10 protein-coding genes are annotated in these 16,314 nt (G+C 70.1%); 5 read left to right on the top strand and 5 right to left on the bottom strand.

The annotated features are described in order from the left end of the window. Positions 1-134 precede the first annotated feature (134 nt). The 3 genes from cydD to ACZ56U_RS08565 all read right to left on the bottom strand — a co-directional run bounded on the left by cydD (position 135) and on the right by ACZ56U_RS08565 (position 6,476). Positions 135-3,824, bottom strand: coding sequence for a thiol reductant ABC exporter subunit CydD (gene cydD, locus ACZ56U_RS08575; protein WP_469083274.1), 3,690 nt, complete (start codon positions 3,822-3,824; stop codon positions 135-137). A gap of 111 nt (positions 3,825-3,935) precedes the next feature. After that, positions 3,936-4,943, bottom strand: a complete 1,008-nt coding sequence (gene cydB / locus ACZ56U_RS08570) for a cytochrome d ubiquinol oxidase subunit II (protein WP_469083273.1) — start codon at positions 4,941-4,943, stop codon at positions 3,936-3,938. A gap of 18 nt (positions 4,944-4,961) precedes the next feature. Further along, on the bottom strand, positions 4,962-6,476 hold the full coding sequence (locus ACZ56U_RS08565) for a cytochrome ubiquinol oxidase subunit I (protein WP_469083272.1): 1,515 nt from the start codon (positions 6,474-6,476) through the stop codon (positions 4,962-4,964). Between the two features lie 150 nt (positions 6,477-6,626). On the opposite strand from ACZ56U_RS08565, the gene ACZ56U_RS08560 reads away from it, so the two are divergent. After that, positions 6,627-7,001, top strand: a complete 375-nt coding sequence (locus tag ACZ56U_RS08560; protein WP_469083271.1) for a cyclophilin-like fold protein — start codon at positions 6,627-6,629, stop codon at positions 6,999-7,001. Positions 7,002-7,084: 83 nt separating this feature from the next. Here the strand turns inward: ACZ56U_RS08560 and hisC are convergent, their stop codons facing one another. Next, on the bottom strand, positions 7,085-8,164 hold the full coding sequence (gene hisC / locus ACZ56U_RS08555) for a histidinol-phosphate transaminase (protein WP_469083270.1): 1,080 nt from the start codon (positions 8,162-8,164) through the stop codon (positions 7,085-7,087). 397 nt (positions 8,165-8,561) lie between these two features. On the opposite strand from hisC, the gene ACZ56U_RS08550 reads away from it, so the two are divergent. From ACZ56U_RS08550 to ACZ56U_RS08540, 3 genes are all read left to right on the top strand, one after another. After that, a complete protein-coding gene (locus tag ACZ56U_RS08550; RefSeq protein WP_469083269.1) occupies positions 8,562-9,674 on the top strand; it encodes a LacI family DNA-binding transcriptional regulator in 1,113 nt (370 codons plus the stop codon). Positions 9,675-9,875: 201 nt separating this feature from the next. After that, complete coding sequence (locus ACZ56U_RS08545; protein WP_469083268.1) at positions 9,876-10,952, top strand: metallophosphoesterase; 1,077 nt, start codon at positions 9,876-9,878, stop codon at positions 10,950-10,952. Between the two features lie 193 nt (positions 10,953-11,145). Further along, complete coding sequence (locus ACZ56U_RS08540; RefSeq protein WP_469083267.1) at positions 11,146-12,012, top strand: hypothetical protein; 867 nt, start codon at positions 11,146-11,148, stop codon at positions 12,010-12,012. Between the two features lie 174 nt (positions 12,013-12,186). Here the strand turns inward: ACZ56U_RS08540 and thiC are convergent, their stop codons facing one another. Further along, the gene (thiC, locus tag ACZ56U_RS08535; protein ID WP_469083266.1) at positions 12,187-13,992 is read right to left on the bottom strand and encodes a phosphomethylpyrimidine synthase ThiC; all 1,806 of its coding nucleotides are present in this window, start codon (positions 13,990-13,992) and stop codon (positions 12,187-12,189) included. Positions 13,993-14,245: 253 nt separating this feature from the next. Here thiC and ACZ56U_RS08530 point away from each other — a divergent pair, with 253 nt between their 5' ends. Then, positions 14,246-16,087, top strand: coding sequence for a YibE/F family protein (locus tag ACZ56U_RS08530; protein ID WP_469083265.1), 1,842 nt, complete (start codon positions 14,246-14,248; stop codon positions 16,085-16,087). Positions 16,088-16,314 lie beyond the last annotated feature (227 nt).

Raw genomic sequence — 16,314 nt, 5'->3', positions numbered from 1 at the left:
TCCAGAAAGTCGGGCGGGGAGGACTGGTGGGCCGACAGGGCTGGTGGGCCGCGAGGAGTGGTGGGCGGGGAGGGCTGGTGGGCCGGTAGGAGTGGTGGGCGAGGAGGACTGGTGGGCGGGGCTTCGTGCGAGGCTCACGCCGTCAGGGTCAGTGCCTCCGACTCCGCCTCCTGCTCCACCATCCCCCGCAGCGGCCCCGCCACCGCGGCGAGCTCGGCGTACGCACCCCGCTGCACGACCCGCCCCTCGTCCAGCACGATCACCTCGTCCACCGCTTCCAGCCCGGCCAGCCGGTGCGTGATCAGCAGCGTCGTACGCCCCTCGGTGGCGGCCAGCAGATCGGCGGTGAGCGCGTCCGCGGTGGGCAGGTCGAGGTGTTCGGCGGGTTCGTCCAGCACGAGGACGGGGAAGTCGGCGAGCAGCGCGCGGGCGAGCGCCAGCCGCTGTCGCTGCCCCCCGGACAGCCGAGCCCCGTGCTCGCCGACCAGGGTGTCCAGACCGTCGGGCAGGGCATCGGCCCAGTCGAGCAGCCGGGCCCGCCGCAGCGCGTCGCGCAGGTCCGTCTCGGTGGCGTCCTTCCTTGCGAGGAGCAGGTTCTCCCGCAGGGAGCTGTCGAAGAGGTGCGCGTCCTGCGCGCACAGTCCGACGAGCCGCCGTACGTCGTCGCCGTCCAGCGCGCCGGCGTCCACACCACCCAGCGTGTACGAGCCCGTCTCCGCGTCCAGGAACCGCAGCAGCACCTGTGCCAGGGTCGTCTTGCCGGACCCCGACGGACCTACGACGGCGACGCGGCGACCCTGCGTGAGCGTCAGGTCGAACCCGGCCAGGGCGTCCCGGTCCTGCCCCGCGTACCGGGCGGACAGTCCGTTCACGGAGAGCGGGAACGGTGCTGCGGGCGCCTCCCGAGGCCGCTCCGGCTCCCGCACCGGCTCCGGGGCGTCCAGCACCTCGTACACCCGCTCCGCACTCCTGCGGACCCGCTGGCGGTACTGCACGGCGAGGGGGAGGCCGAGGACGGCCTCGAAGGCGGCCAGGGGGGTGAGGACCACGACGGCCATCACGACCCCGTCCAGCCGTCCGTCGATGACGCCCTGGGCGCCGACAAGGGCGGTCGCGGCGACGGTCAGGCCGGAGACCAGTGCGGTGAGTCCGTCACCGAGGGCGGTCGCGGTGGCGGCGCGCGAGGTGATCCGCGCGAGCACCCCGTCGGCCTGCCGCGCCTCGGCCGTGCGGGTCGGCAGGGCACCGGCCACGGCCAGTTCGGCGGTCCCGGTGAGCAGGTCGGTCACGCGGGTCGCCAGCACGCCGCGTGCGGGGGCCAGTCGCCGTTCCGCACGCCGGGCCACGGCCCCGGTGAGCAGGGGAACCCCGACCCCGGCCGCCAGCAGCCCGACGGCCAGCACGGCGCCGGCCTCGGGCAGCAGCCACGCGGTGAAGCCGACGGAGGTGGCCGACACCACGAGCGCCGCACCGGCGGGCAGCAGCCAGCGCAGCCAGTAGTCCTGGAGGGCGTCGACGTCGGCGACGAGCCGCGACAGCAGGTCGCCCCGTCGAGTGCGGCGCAGTCCGGCGGGCGCCAGGCGCTCAAGACGCTGGTAGACGGCCACGCGGGTGTCGGCGAGCATCCGCAGCACGGCGTCGTGCGACACGAGCCGCTCGGCGTACCGGAAGACGGCCCGCCCGATCCCGAAAGCCCGCGTCGCCGTCACGGCCACCATCAGATACAGCACGGGCGGCTGCTGCGAGGCCCGCGAGATGAGCCACCCGGAGGTGGCCATGAGCCCTACGGCACTGCCGAGGGCGAGGCTGCCGAGCAGCAGGGCGAGCACGAGACGACCCCGCCGGGCGCCGGACATGGCCCGGACGCGAGCGAGGACGCCGCCTGTCCTCCCCGTCGCCGGGGTCGACGTCATGGCCGGTACGGTGCCGGGCACTTCGCGTTCGGCAGGACCGGCCTCGGCCACCCCGGCCTGGACGGCCGCGGGCTCCGCGGGGGCGGTGGAAGCGGCGGGCTCCGCAGGTGCGGTCGAGGCCGGGGACTCCGCAGGTGCGCCGGGAGCCGCGGGCTCCGCGAGTCCGGTGGGAGTTTCGGGCTGCGCGGGTGCGGTGGGAGTTTCGGCCTGCGCGGGGCCGGTGGAAGCGGCTCGCTCCGCGAGGCCGGTGGGAGTCTCGGCCCGTGCGGGTGCGGCGAGGGCGGGCTCCTCCAGCCGTATCACCCGGTCCGCCACCCCCAACAACGCCGGCCGATGGACCACGAGCAGCACGGTCCGCCCCACGGCCAGCCGCCGGACCGCCGCCACGACCTCCGCCTCGGTGGCCCCGTCGAGCGCCGCCGTCGGCTCGTCGAGCAGCAGCACGGGCCGGTCCGCGAGGAACGCCCGGGCCAGTGCGAGCCGCTGCCGCTGCCCGGCGGACAGCCCGGCCCCGTCCTCGCCGAGCACGGTGTCGGCACCCTGCGGCAGCGCGTCGACGAACTCCAGCGCCCCCGCGTCCCCGAGCGCCCGCCGTACGGCGTCACCGTCCGCGTCGGGCCGTGCCAGTCGCACGTTCTCGGCGATCGTCCCGGCGAACAGATGCGGCCGCTGCGGCACCCACGCGACCTGCGTCCGCCATTGCTCCAGATCGGCCTCGGTGAGATCGACTCCCCCGACCAGCACCCGCCCCTCGGTCGGCGGCACGAACCCCAGCAGCACGTTCAGCAGCGTCGACTTGCCCGCACCGCTCGGCCCCACCAGTGCGACCGTCTCCCCGGGCTCGACGGCGAGGGACACCCCGGAGGCGGCGTCCCCGGAACGGCCGGGGTAGCGGACGGTGATGCCCTCGAAGGTCAGTGCACCGGCCCGCACGGCACGGGTGCCCGCCGCCGGCGCCGGTGTCTCCAGCACCTGGAAGATCTCCTCGGCGGCGGCCAGGCCCTCCGCTGCCGCGTGGTACTGCGCTCCCACCTGACGCAGCGGCAGATAGGCCTCAGGCGCCAGCACGAGGATGACCAGGCCGATGTACAGGTCCATCTCCCCATGCACGAGTCGCATGCCGATCGTCACGGCGACCAGCGCCACCGAAAGCGTCGACAGCAACTCCAGGGCGAAGGAGGAGATGAAGGCGATCCGCAGCGTGCGCAGGGTGGCCCGCCGGTACTCGCCGGTGATACGCCGGATGGAGTCGGCCTGCGCCTTGGCCCGCCCGAACACCTTCAGGGTCGGCAGCCCGGCGACGACGTCCAGGAAGTGCCCGGACAGCCGGGACAGCGTCTTCCACTGGCGGTCCATGTGGGACTGCGTGGCCCAGCCGATGAGCATCATGAAGATCGGGATGAGGGGGAGGGTGCCGACGATGATGGCCGCCGAGACCCAGTCCTCGGTGACGACGCGCGCCAGCACCGCCACCGGGACGACCACGGCCAGCCCCAACTGCGGCAGGTAGCGGGAGAAGTAGTCGTCCAGAGCGTCGACGCCTCGCGTGGCGAGCGCGACCAGCGACCCGGTCCGCTGCCCGCTCAGCCACCCCGGGCCGAGCGCCGCGGTCCGCTCCAGCAGCCGCCCTCGCAGCTCGGACTTCACCGCCGCGCTCGCCCGGTGCGCGGCGAGTTCGGTGAACCAGGCGACCAGTGCCCGCCCGCCCGCGACCGCGACCAACTGCAGCAGGGGAGTGTGGAGTTCAGAGACCGACAGGCCGTGCTGGAAGGCGCCGACCACCACCTCGGCGATGAGCATCGCCTGAGCGATGACCAGCGCCGCCCCGACGACCCCCAGGCCGACAACCGCCACCATGAACAGGCGGGTGGCGCGGGCGTATCGGAGCAGACGCGGGTCGATCGGTTTCACGTGAAACACACCCTCTTCTCAGCAGGGCCCAAGAGGCATGTTTCACGTGAAACACACCCCACATCGGACACGGTGCACGGCGCCCCGGAGGTGGCGCAGGGCACCTCCGGGTCAGTGCGAGACATCCGCCGCGATGTGCTGCGTACCGATCCGCTTGCGGAACACCCAGTAGGTCCAGCCCTGATAGAGCATCACGATGGGCGTGGCGATCACCGCACACCAGGTCATGATCTTCAAGGTGTACGGGCTCGACGAGGCGTTGGTGACCGTGAGGCTCCAGTCCTCGTTGAGCGAGGACGGCATGACGTTCGGGAAGAGCGTCAGGAAGAGCATCGCCACAGCGGCCGCGATCGTGACGCCGGACAGCGCGAACGACCAGCCCTCACGCCCTGCCTGATTGGCCACCAGAGCGGAGACCAGGGCGGCGACCGCCACGACCATGGCGACCAGACTCTTGCCGTCACCGCTCTCGACCTGCGTCCAGAGCAGGAAGAGCAGTGCTGCCGCGGCCGCCACGAGTCCGACCCGCAGGGCCAGCTTCCGCGCCCGCTCCCGGATCTCGCCGACGGTCTTGAGTGCCGTGAACACCGCCCCGTGGAAGGTGAACAGCGTCAGCGTCACCACCCCGCCGAGCAGCGCGTACGGGTTGAGCAGATCCCAGACGTTGCCGACGTACTCGAAGTCCTGGTCGATCTTCACGCCGTGGACGATGTTGCCGAAGGCCACGCCCCACAGGAACGCCGGCAGCAGCGAGGTCCAGAAGATCGCGTTCTCCCAGTTGCGCTGCCAGTTCTCCTCGGGCCGCTTCACCCGGTACTCGAAGGCGACGCCCCGGACGATCAGGCAGACCAGGATCAGCAGCAGCGGCAGATAGAAGCCCGAGAAGAGCGTGGCGTACCACTCGGGGAAGGCGGCGAAGGTCGCGCCGCCCGCCGAGAGCAGCCAGACCTCGTTGCCGTCCCATACGGGGCCGATGGTGTTGATCAGCACCCGCTTCTCGGGCCGGTTGCGGGCCAGCAGCTTGGTGAGGACACCGACGCCGAAGTCGAAGCCCTCCAGGAAGAAGTAGCCGGTCCACAGGACGGCGATGAGCACGAACCAGACGTCGTGAAGTTCCATGACTCGATCCCCCTCTGCCTAGTACGAGAAAGCCATCGGCTTGTCGGCGTCCCGCGCGTCGCCGCCGATCTTCGTGGGCGGGTTGAGGTCGGCCTCGGTGAGCTCGGGCGGGCCGGCCTTGACGTACTTCGCGAGCAGCTTGACCTCGACGACCGCGAGGATGGCGTACAGGCTGGTGAAGACGATCATCGAGGTGAGGACCTCGCCCTGGGAGACGCCGGGGGAGACCGCGTCCCGGGTCCGCAGCACGCCGTAGACGACCCACGGCTGGCGGCCCATCTCGGTGAAGATCCAGCCCCAGGAGTTGGCGATCAGCGGGAAGCCCATGGTGAGGACCGCGACGCGCCAGGCCCACAGGGTCAGCTTCGGGCCGAGGGGCTTGTTCCCCTTGGGGAGCAGCACGAGATGAGGGAGCTCGTCGTCCGCGACCCTCAGGGACTGCGGCAGCATGAACTTCTTCCGCGTCAGCCAGAGGCCGAGCAGGCCGATGGCGAAGGACGTCATACCGAAGCCGATCATCCAGCGGAAGCCCCAGTAGGCGACCGGGATGTTGGGCCGGTAGTCTCCGGGCCCGTACTTCTCCTGCTCGGCCTTGTTGACGTCGTTGATGCCCGGGACGTACGAGGTGAAGTCGTCCTTGGCGAGGAAGGACAGCAGACCCGGGACCTCGATCGCGACCCTGTTGTGGCCCTTGTCGACGTCCCCGACGGCGAAGATCGAGAAGGGCGCGGGCTTCTCGCCGTCCCACAGAGCCTCGGCGGCGGCCATCTTCATCGGCTGCTGCTCGTACATGATCTTGCCGAGGGTGTCACCGCTGATCGCGGTAAGCAGTCCACCGATGACGACGGTGACCAGGCCGAGCCGCAGTGAGGTCTTCATGTCGCTGATGTGCTTCTTGCGCAGCAGATGGAAGGCGGAGATGCCGACCATGAACGCGCCGCCGGTGAGGAACGCGGCGGACAGGGTGTGGAAGGCCTGGGCGAGCGCGGTGTTCTGGGTCAGGACCAGCCAGAAGTCGGTGAGCTCGGCCCGCCCCTTCGCCTCGTTGATGCGGTAACCGACGGGGTGCTGCATCCATGAGTTGGCCGCGAGGATGAAGTACGCCGACAGGATCGTGCCGATCGAGACCATCCAGATGCAGGCCAGGTGGATCTTCTTGGGCAGCTTGTCCCAGCCGAAGATCCACAGGCCGATGAACGTCGACTCGAAGAAGAAGGCGATCAGGGCCTCGAAGGCCAGCGGAGCGCCGAAGACGTCACCGACGAAGCGTGAGTAGTCGGACCAGTTCATGCCGAACTGGAACTCCTGCACGATGCCGGTGACCACGCCCATCGCGATGTTGATCAGGAAGAGCTTGCCCCAGAACTTCGTCGCCCTGAGGTACTTCTCCTTCTCCGTACGCACCCACGCGGTCTGCAAGCCCGCCGTGAGGGCGGCCAGGGAGATCGTCAGGGGGACGAAGAGGAAGTGGTAGACGGTGGTGATGCCGAACTGCCATCGCGCCAGTGTCTCCGGCGCCAGAGCCAGGTCCACGTCGTCAGTCTCCTTACGCGCTTGTGAACGCGTTCACATTCACAAGCCCAGTATGCAGCACTGGTTTTCGACGAACGACAGGGGGGTGGTGTCTCCTGGGTCACGTCAACCCCTTGGCAAGCACTTCAACACATTGTTGAATTTCATGCCGTGCAGATACGAATCTCGTGGCCCTCGGGCCACCTCATCGCGACCCTCGACGACACCCCGACCGCCCTGGCCCTCACCCGGGCTCTGCCGCTGGTCTCCACCGCGCACACCTGGGGTGCAGAGGTCTACTTCGACACCGGCCTCTCGGTTTCACGTGAAACCGGCGCGCAAGAGGTGGTGGAGCCGGGCACCGTGGCCTTCTGGACCGACGGCGACGCCCTCGCGCTCCCCTACGGCCCCACACCGATCTCGCGAGGCGACGAATGCCGCCTCGCGAGCCCGTGCAATGTTCTGGGCCGCTTGGACGGCGACCCATGCTTGTTGTCGACGGTGCGGGACGGCGACCCCGTCCGCGTCGAGCTTGTGGAGAGCTAGAGCGGAGGAGCTGGACTGAAGAGCCGGAGCCAAGAGCTAGAGGTGAAGAGCCGGAGCCAAAGCCAAGAGCTGGCGCTGAGGAGCTAGAGCTCCTTACGGAACCCTTCCGTCACCTTCAGGAAGATGTCGTTCGCCTCGGTCTCGCCGATCGTCACCCGCACACCCTCGCCGGGGAACGGCCGGACCACCACACCGTGCCTGTCGCAGGCCGCCGCGAAGTCCACCGTGCGCTCCCCCAGCCGCAGCCACACGAAGTTGGCCTGGGTCTCGGGCACCGTCCAGCCCTGGGCGCGCAGCCCCTCGACCACCCGCTGGCGCTCGCACACCAACGAGCCGACCCGGCCGAGCAGTTCGTCCTCGGCCCGCAGCGAGGCGACCGCCGCGTCCTGCGCGAGCTGGCTGACCCCGAAGGGCACCGCGGTCTTGCGCAGCGCCGCGGCCACCGGCTCATGGGCGATCGCGAAGCCGACGCGGAGGCCGGCGAGTCCGTACGCCTTGGAGAAGGTCCGCAGGACACAGACGTTGGGCCGGTCCCGGTAGAGCTCCACGCCGTCCGGCACCTCAGGGTCCCTGATGAACTCGCGGTACGCCTCGTCCAGCACCACGAGGACGTCACTCGGCACGCGGTCGAGGAAGCGCTCCAGCTCGGCCCGCCGGACGACGGTGCCCGTGGGGTTGTTGGGGTTGCAGACGAAGATGAGCCGGGTCCGGTCGGTGATGGCCTCGGCCATCGCGTCGAGGTCGTGCACATCGCCCGGCGTCAGCGGCACCTTCACCGAGGTCGCCCCGCTGACCTGCGTGATGATCGGGTAGGCCTCGAAGGACCGCCAGGCGTAGATGACCTCGTCGCCCGGTCCCGAGGTCGCCTGGACGAGCTGCTGGGCGACACCGACCGAGCCGGTGCCGGTGGCCAGGTGGGAGAGCGGGACGCCGAAGCGTTCCGACAGCTCGTTCATCAGGCCGGTGCAGGCCATGTCCGGGTAGCGGTTGAAGGAGGAGGCCGCGGCCGCGACGCTCTCCATCACGCCCGGCAGCGGCGGATAGGGGTTCTCGTTGGAGGACAGCTTGTAGGCGACCGGGCCGTCGGCCGCTGCGGGCTTGCCCGGCTTGTAGGTGGGGATACCCTCCAGCTCGGCGCGCAGCTTGGGGCTCGTCTCGCTCACCGCAGTCCTCCTCATGACCACCGGCATCCAATACTCCACACCTTATGAGGATTGGGCGTCTGTGCGAACCGGTGCGACGTCACCTCATCTGTCACACCGGCATCAGGGGCATCACCGTACGAAGACAGACGAATCACAGGGCGCGCTCACATATATCTACGCGCCGGTGGCTCGCGCCGTGGCGCGCATCCCCCGTGAAGGTGAGTTGAGACCTCTTCGAAACATCGGGGACTTGGCAGGCCTATCCGCGTCGACAAGTAACGTAGTGCCATTGCATCGTTCAACTCCCTTCCTTTCAAAGGGGATTGACGGTTTTCGACCATGCAGAAACGTGCCTGTCAACGCGTGCATATGCGTCCGCCCTACCCCACCGTCGGAGCCCTACTATCGGCTCGCCATGACAGCAGCAGGGAAGCACCAGGTGAGCCGCGCGGAAACCTCACGCCGAGGCAGCCGGCCGGGTCGTGCGGGCATCAGAGACGTTGCCGCCGCCGCCGGAGTCTCCATCACGACCGTCTCCGACGCCCTCAACGGCAAGGGGCGGCTCCCGGACGCCACCCGCCGCCATGTCCGCGAGGTGGCCGACCGGTTGGGATATCGTCCGTCAGCCGCCGCCCGAACCCTCCGTACCGGCAAATCGGGCCTCATCGGCCTGACCGTGACGACGTACGGGGATGAACCTTTCACCTTCACGGAGTTCGCGTACTTCGCCGAGATGGCCCGGGCCGCCACCTCGGCCGCGCTCGCCCGCGGCTACGCGCTCGTCATCCTGCCCGCCACCTCGCGCCACGACGTGTGGTCGAACGTGGCCCTGGACGGGACGGTCGTCATCGACCCCTCCGACCAGGACCCGGTGGTCAGCGAACTGGTCCGGCAGGGTGTGCCGGTCGTCTCCGACGGCCGCCCGGCCGGCGCGCTGCCGGTCACCGCATGGGTCGACAACGACCACGAGGCCGCCGTCCTCGGCATCCTCGACCACCTGGCCGACGCCGGCGCCCGCCGCATCGGCCTGCTGACCGGGACCACGACCGACACGTACACCCATCTGTCGACCACCGCGTATCTGCGCTGGTGCGAGCGGGTCGGCCAGGACCCGGTCTACGAGGCCTACCCGGCGCACGACCCGTGCGCGGGCGCCGTCGCCGCCGACCGGTTGCTGGCCCGGCCCGACCGCCCCGACGCGGTCTACGGACTGTTCGACCCCAACGGCACCGATCTGCTCGCCGCGGCCCGCCGCTACGGACTGCGCGTACCGGAAGACCTGCTTCTGGTCTGCTGCTCCGAGTCCACCGTCTACGCCAGCACCGAACCGCCCATCACCACGCTCTCCCTGAAGCCGCGGCGCATCGGGACGGCCGTCGTCCAGCTCCTCATCGACGCCATCGAGGGGGTCGAATCGGACCAACCGGTCGAGCAGGTGATACCGACGGAGCTGATCGTGCGCACCTCGTCCCAGCGGCGGGCGACCCGGACGACCGTCAGCCCGCCCCGGACGTCCGAGGAGGAGTAGAAACGGAAGCCGTCAGCAACGGCAGAAGCCCGGCCCAATCGGGGCGAATGCCGCGATGAACAGGTGTCTTGCTCCGATTCACCACCCCTGGGTCATCACACGGCGCGATCCGCATTCCTATGATGGGCCCACGACACCGCGGGCCGCTGCGACCAGGCAGTCCGAAGCGGTGCAGATGCGGCGTGATGGTGGAGGGGTCTGATGACTCAGGGGGCCGGTCAGGGACCCGAGGCGGAGCGGACGGCGACGTTGCGCGACTTCCGGGTACCCGCGTACGTCCACGAGACCGGTCCGTACGGCCACAGCGCGCACCCCGGTGACGTCGTGCCGCCGCACGAGGCGGACTTCCCCGACGGGTACACGCCCACCGAGCGCGACCTGCCGATCGTCAACCGCGGTGACACGCTTCAGGTGACCGTGGACCCCTCGACCGTCCCCCAGCCGGTCTCCGGCGCCGGGCCGGGCGCGCTGTTCGTCGTCGGTGACGTGCACGGCTATCTCGACGAGCTGGTGGCGGCCCTCCAGGAGAAGGGCCTCATCGACGCCGCGGGCAACTGGTGCGCGGGGACCGCCCGGCTGTGGTTCCTCGGCGACTTCACCGACCGCGGGCCGGACGGCATCGGCGTCATCGACCTCGTGATGCGGCTGTCCGCGGAGGCGGCCGCGGCCGGCGGCTACTGCAAGGCCCTCATGGGCAACCACGAGCTGCTGCTGCTCGGCGCCAAGCGGTTCGGCGACACCCCTGTCAACTCCGGCGCGGGCACCGCCACGTTCCAGGCGGCCTGGCTGCTCAACGGCGGCCAGAAGACCGACATGGACCGTCTCCAGGACCACCACCTGCAGTGGATGGCCCGCCTGGACGCCATCGAGTCGGTCGACGGCCATCTGCTCGTGCACTCCGACACCACCGCCTACCTCGACTACGGCGACTCGATCGAGGCGGTCAACGACACCGTCCGCGAGACGATCACACGCAACGACGCGGACGAGGTCTGGGACCTGTTCCGGAAGTTCACCAAGCGCTTCTCCTTCCGCGACGAGGGCGGCGCCGACCATGTGCGCTCGCTGCTCGATACGTACGGCGGCACCCGGATCGTTCACGGACACAGCCCGATCCCCTATCTGCTGGGTGAGGTCGGCTCCGAGGACGGCGAGGACTCCTCGGGTCCCCACGTCGAAGGACCGCACGTCTACGCCGAAGGGCTGGCCATCGCCATGGACGGCGGTGTGACCATGGCCGGAAAACTGCTGGTCCAGCAACTTCCCCTGGATATCTGAACGTTCACCGGGCAGCCGATCCCCCGTGCCGGACCGAGCAGAAACGGCGCAGGCCAGGGCCCAATTTCTGGAAACCCCCTGTCAACGCGTGCCGTCGCCGCTCTACCATCGGCTTATCCGTAGCAGGCTCCCCTCCGTTTCTGCCCGACGGCTCACAGTCATGCGAGCCCCAAGCCCTACGGAGCATCGGGGGATGCACATGAACAGCGTTCCGCAGCACCTGCTGAGCGAGGACCGCCAGGATTACGAGCGGATCCTCGATGAGGCGCTGCGCTCCGCACCACACCGCCCGGAACTGGCCGCTGTCGGACAGCGGCTCAATCCCGAACAGCTGCGCACCATGGCGCTCAACGCCACCGCCATCATCACGGCGGCAGCGGCGACCGAGTACCAGCACTACGTCAAGGTGCGCGAGGACCTGCGCCGCCCGGCGCCGTCCACCCCGACGTCCGTGCGCGAGACCGGCTCCCCGGAGTCGGGCTCGGGCGCGGTGGGGCTCGCCGCCACCATGGGAGAGGTCGCCGAGACCGCCGGCGCGGGCGCCGTCGCCGTCGTCGCGGTCCTGGCTCCCGTCCTCGCCGGCACCGCCGCGGCGATCTTCCTGCTGGTGGGGTACATCCTGAAGATGCTCGACCCCCAGCCGGCGTTCGCCCAGACCATGCTGACCACCGGTTGGGTGTTCGGCGCGGTGACCGCGATCGCCATCCTGGTCGCCGCGGTCGGCCTGCTGCTCACCGCCCTGCGCAACCGGCCCTCGCTCGACACCGGGCCGTACGGCGAGCTGAGCGGTGAGGTGTCCCGGGCCAGGGAAGCCTGGTGCGAGGCCCTGCTGGAGCGGGGTGTCCTGCCGTTCCTGCGGGACGCGCTGGCCGATCCCGGGACGGCGGCCGCCCTGCACCGCCCGGCACCGCCCGCACCGACCAGCCGCATGCCGCAGCTCGGCTACGACCGCCCCGGCTTCACCAGCCCGGACGACGGCCCCGCCAGCCCCCGGCCCAGCTTCACGAGCCCGGACTACACCAGCCCGGACTTCGGCGGCCCGGAGCACCATCCGGAGTGACCCCCGGCTTGCGCCCCTCGCCCGGCGAGACCCGCCGCCGGGGGCGCGCAAGCCGCCGTCCGGCTCGGGACGCCGGGCTCCCCCGGCGTGCGCACCCGTGGCGGGGCGTCTGACACGCCGTGCGCCGGGCCCGCGGCTCGGCCGAGCCACGGAACCGATCAGCGGGGGCCGGGGTCAGTCGGCGAGGGGCAGATAGACCCGGTTCCCCGCCGCCGCGAACTCCTTCGACTTCTGGGCCATGCCCTCCTCGATCTCCTCCTGACTTCCGCCGTGCCGACGACGGATGTCCTGGGAGATCTTCATCGAGCAGAACTTCGGGCCGCACATCGAGCAGAAGTGGGCTGTCTTGGCCGGTTCGGCGGGCAGGGTCTCGTCGTGGAACTCGCGGGCCGTGTCGGGGTCGAGGGCCAGGTTGAACTGGTCCTCCCAGCGGAACTCGAAGCGGGCGTCCGACAGCGCGTCGTCCCACTCCTGTGCGCCGGGGTGTCCCTTGGCGAGGTCCGCCGCATGGGCCGCGATCTTGTAGGTGATGACGCCGGTCTTGACGTCGTCGCGGTTGGGCAGGCCCAGGTGCTCCTTGGGCGTGACGTAGCAGAGCATGGCCGTGCCCCACCACGCGATCATCGCGGCGCCGATGCCCGAGGTGATGTGGTCGTACGCCGGGGCGACATCCGTGGTCAGCGGGCCGAGGGTGTAGAACGGCGCCTCTTCGCAGATCTCCTGCTGGAGGTCGATGTTCTCCTTGATCTTGTGCATCGGGACATGCCCCGGGCCTTCGATCATGGTCTGTACGTTGAAGCTCTTGGCGATCGTGTTGAGCTCGCCCAACGTGCGCAGCTCCGCGAACTGCGCCTCGTCGTTGGCGTCCGCGATCGAACCGGGCCGCAGGCCGTCGCCGAGCGAGTACGTGACGTCGTAGGCGGCGAGGATCTCGCAGAGTTCCTCGAAGTTCTCGTACAGGAACGACTCCTTGTGGTGCGCCAGGCACCACGCCGCCATGATCGAGCCGCCGCGCGAGACGATGCCGGTCTTGCGGTTCGCCGTCAGCGGGACGTACGGCAGCCGGACGCCCGCGTGGACCGTCATGTAGTCCACGCCCTGCTCGGCCTGCTCGATGACCGTGTCCTTGTAGATCTCCCAGGTCAGCTCCTCGGCGCGGCCGTCGACCTTCTCCAGCGCCTGGTAGAGCGGCACCGTGCCGATGGGCACGGGGGAGTTGCGCAGCACCCATTCGCGGGTGGTGTGGATGTTGCGACCCGTGGACAGGTCCATCACCGTGTCGGCGCCCCAGCGGGTCGCCCAGGTCATCTTCTCGACCTCCTCCTCGATGGAGGAGGTGACCGCCGAGTTGCCGATGTTGGCGTTGACCTTCACCAGGAACCGCTTGCCGATGATCATCGGCTCGATCTCCGGGTGGTTGACATTGGCGGGGAGCACCGCGCGGCCGGCCGCGATCTCCTCGCGGACGACCTCGGGGGACACGTTCTCCCGGAGAGCCACGTACTCCATCTCCGGTGTGACCTCGCCGCGGCGGGCGTAGGCGAGCTGCGTGACCGCCGCGCCGTCGCGGCCGCGACGCGGCAGCCGGGGGCGCCCCGGGAAGACCGCGTCGAGGTTGCGCAGATTGCCGCCGCGCGGCGAGGTGTGCTTGATGCCGTCGTCCTCGGGGCGGACGGGACGGCCCGCGTACTCCTCGGTGTCACCGCGGGCGATGATCCAGTTCTCCCGCAGCGGCGCCAGGCCCCGGCGGACGTCGGTATCGACCAAGGGATCGGTGTACGGGCCTGATGTGTCGTACAACGTGACCGACTGCCCGTTGGTGAGATGCACCTGACGGACCGGCACCCGCAGGTCGGGGCGCGAGCCCTCGACATACGCCTTGTGCCAGCCGATGGACTTCCCACCTTGTGCTGACGTTTCACCCTGAATAGGCGCTTCGTCCTGGCTGGAGGCAGGCGTGCGTGCGTCCTCGATGGTCATGAGACCTACTCCCTACGCCGGCATTACCCGGTAACAGGTTCGGCGGTCGACGCAGCGGTTTCCGTCTGCCGACGTTTCGTGTGGAACGTCACTCGCTGGTGACGATGTTCCACGTGAAACATCGCTGGGACGGAGGTCAGCGCCCTCTCAGCCCGGTGCTCCGAGCTCCCGCGTGTACAAAGGTGCCCCCACGCTAGCGTCAATTCGGGCGCGGTGAACAGAGGGCCCCTGTCGTTCTTGCGATGATCGGTCGGTGACCACGACGCATCAGCCCCCGTACCCACCCGAGCCCCCGCGCAGGCCCGGCCCCGGAAGCGGGCCCGGCAACGGCCCGAGACCGGGGAGCCGGCAAGAGCCGGGGTACGGCCGGGGGCCGGGGGGTGGCCAAGGACCTGGGGGCGGCCAGGCGCCTGGGGGCGGCGGCCAAGGCCCTGGGTACGACCAGGCGCCTGGGTTCGGTCCTGCCGGGTACGGCTCCGTCTCTAGCTCCGGCTCCGGCTCCGGTTCTGACGACTGGCATGGGCACGACGCCGGTGGCGGGCGTGGGCACGGGCACGATCGGGGAGACGGGCACGGCCAGGGTCATGGGCACAGCGGCGGCCCGGGTTCTGGCCACGGCTCAGGTTCCGGTGACGGCTCAGGTTCCGGTGACGGCTCGGGTTCCGGTGACGGCTCGGGGGGTGGCGGCCGGGGCGGTGACGGTGGCGATAGCGGCCGGGGTGGTGGTGGGCACGGTCACTCCCACAGCCACAGCCACGGGCCCGCGGCCCCCGTCTCGAAGCATCTGCGCAAGGTCATCGCGGCAATCCTCATCCCGTTCGGTGTCGCCGTGATCGTCGGGCTCGCCGTGCTGTGGCCGGGAGGTGCGCCGGGGCACGAGCGCACCGGCGTCGGCTTCGACCGGCAGACCCAACAGGCCACGGTCACCAAGGTCGTGAGCGTGAGCTGCAAGTCGGTGAACGCCTCGGGCGAGACGCCGACCGGCGACACCTCCACCGCCGAGGGGTCCTCCGCCCAGCAACAGGCGGAGGGCGACTGCAAGAAGGCGACGATCCGGGTCGACACCGGCAAGGACAAGGGCCGTACGTTCACCGAGATCGTGCAGCCGGACCAGTCACGGCAGTTGGATCAAGGCCAGGAAGTCGTGGTCGCGTACGAGCCCTCCGCGCCCAAGGACCTCCAGTACTCGGTCACCGACGTCAACCGCAGGCTCCCCATGGGGCTGCTCGCCGGCATCTTCGCGCTCGCCGTCGTGGTCGTCGGGCGGTTGCGAGGTCTCATGGCGCTGGTCGCGCTGGCGATCAGCTTCCTGATCCTGAACTTCTTCATCCTGCCCGCGATCCTCCAGGGCTCGAACCCGCTGGTCGTGGCCGTGGTCGGGGCGAGCGCCATCATGCTCATCGCCCTGTATCTGTGCCACGGACTGTCCGCGCGGACATCCGTCGCGGTGCTGGGCACACTCATCTCACTGCTGCTGATCGGCGTCCTCGGCTCGCTCTTCATCGGCTGGGCCGCGCTCACCGGCAACACGGACGACAACACCGGTCTGATCCATGGCCTGTACCCGTCGATCGACATGAGCGGTCTCCTGCTCGCCGGCGTCATCATCGGGTCGCTCGGTGTCCTCGACGACGTGACGGTCACTCAGACGTCGGCGGTCTGGGAGCTGCACGAGGCCAACCCGTCGATGGGCTGGCGAGGTCTGTACCGCGCGGGCATCCGAATCGGCCGCGACCACATCGCATCCGTCGTCAACACGCTCGTCCTCGCCTACGCGGGCGCCGCGCTGCCGCTGCTGCTGCTGTTCTCCATCGCACAGAGCAGCGTCGGGACGGTCGCCAACAGCGAGCTGGTCGCGGAGGAGATCGTGCGCACCCTGGTCGGCTCGATCGGCCTGGTCGCATCGGTGCCGGTCACGACCGCCCTCGCGGCGCTGGTGGTCTCGGCCGACCGGTCAGGGTCTGGGTCCGGGTCGGGTACCCCGACCGCCCCGGCGGGTGGCGAGCCGAGCGCGGCGGGAGTCCGGCCGGGCTCGTCGGGCACCCAGCCGATCCCGGTGCTGCGAGGCGGACGGGGCCGACGACGCAAGCACTGACCCGGACTACGACGCGGGGGGCACCGCGGGTCCGAATCAGCCCCCGCGAAGAAGCACCCGAAGGAGCATCCCCAAAGCAGCAACTGACGTCACGTGGCCCAGGTGCCTTCACGATGCCTGGGCAACTTCAAGACACGGCCGGGCACGCCGGAGGGAAGCCGCCCCCGTCCGAGGGGCCCCAGGCCCCACTGAAGCAGAAGCGTTCCTGCGCGAGCCCCACGCCAGCG

The organism is Streptomyces sp. NPDC034103, assembly GCF_055575395.1.
The sequence above is the reverse complement of the archived record's forward strand: the minus strand, read 5'-3'. Positions and strand labels throughout refer to the sequence as shown.

What these genes read in the sequence shown, in the direction of transcription:
- cydB (WP_469083273.1), bottom strand. Translation starts at nt 4,943, where the DNA reads ATGGAACTTCACGACGTCTGGTTCGTGCTCATCGCCGTCCTGTGGACC.
- ACZ56U_RS08550 (WP_469083269.1), top strand. Translation starts at nt 8,562, where the DNA reads ATGACAGCAGCAGGGAAGCACCAGGTGAGCCGCGCGGAAACCTCACGC.
- ACZ56U_RS08545 (WP_469083268.1), top strand. Translation starts at nt 9,876, where the DNA reads ATGACTCAGGGGGCCGGTCAGGGACCCGAGGCGGAGCGGACGGCGACG.
- ACZ56U_RS08540 (WP_469083267.1), top strand. Translation starts at nt 11,146, where the DNA reads ATGCACATGAACAGCGTTCCGCAGCACCTGCTGAGCGAGGACCGCCAG.
- thiC (WP_469083266.1), bottom strand. Translation starts at nt 13,992, where the DNA reads ATGACCATCGAGGACGCACGCACGCCTGCCTCCAGCCAGGACGAAGCG.